The organism is Pseudoalteromonas sp. Angola-4 (assembly GCF_028599265.1).
Lineage (GTDB): Bacteria > Pseudomonadota > Gammaproteobacteria > Enterobacterales > Alteromonadaceae > Pseudoalteromonas > Pseudoalteromonas atlantica.
Map to the genome: position 1 here is coordinate 1 of NZ_JAQREK010000071.1, position 491 is coordinate 491.

Annotated in this window: 1 protein-coding gene; it reads right to left on the reverse strand. The window is 38.7% G+C overall.

Going from position 1 to position 491, the window contains the following annotated elements:
• Positions 1–491 (reverse strand): class I SAM-dependent methyltransferase (locus tag PSH48_RS20840; protein ID WP_273612307.1); only part of this gene is annotated, 491 nt, incomplete at both ends.

Consider the following 491-nt stretch of genomic DNA (forward strand, 5'->3'; position numbering starts at 1 on the left):
CACCAATGCTTTTAAGCTTTTATCGCTATCAATTTCAATAAAGCGATCAGTCGGTACTAGGCGTTTAACAAACTCAATAGCACCTTGAGTATGTTCTTGAATAAGTGCTTTAAAGTCGTTTTCTGAAAGCTCTGGGCTATTAGCGCATAACAACAGCTGTGTAGTATCGTTTAAAAGCTCAGGAAGTCTGCGCAGCACTTTTTGGTAGTCTTTTGTTAATATGAAACTGCCTTTTTGAAAGCTGGGTGGATCAACAATAATTAAATCAAACGGTGCGGCTTTTTTTAGCTTACCAAACGACTTTAAAATATCATGCGGTAAAAAACTGACGCCCCTATCAACATTGTTTAGTTGATGGTTTTGCTTACCGACTTTTAACACGCCTTTGCTCATATCCATGTTCATCACATGATCAGCACCGCCGTGCATAGCCGCTACCGAAAAACCACAAGTATAAGAAAACAGGTTAAGTACTTTGGCATGTTTACTAT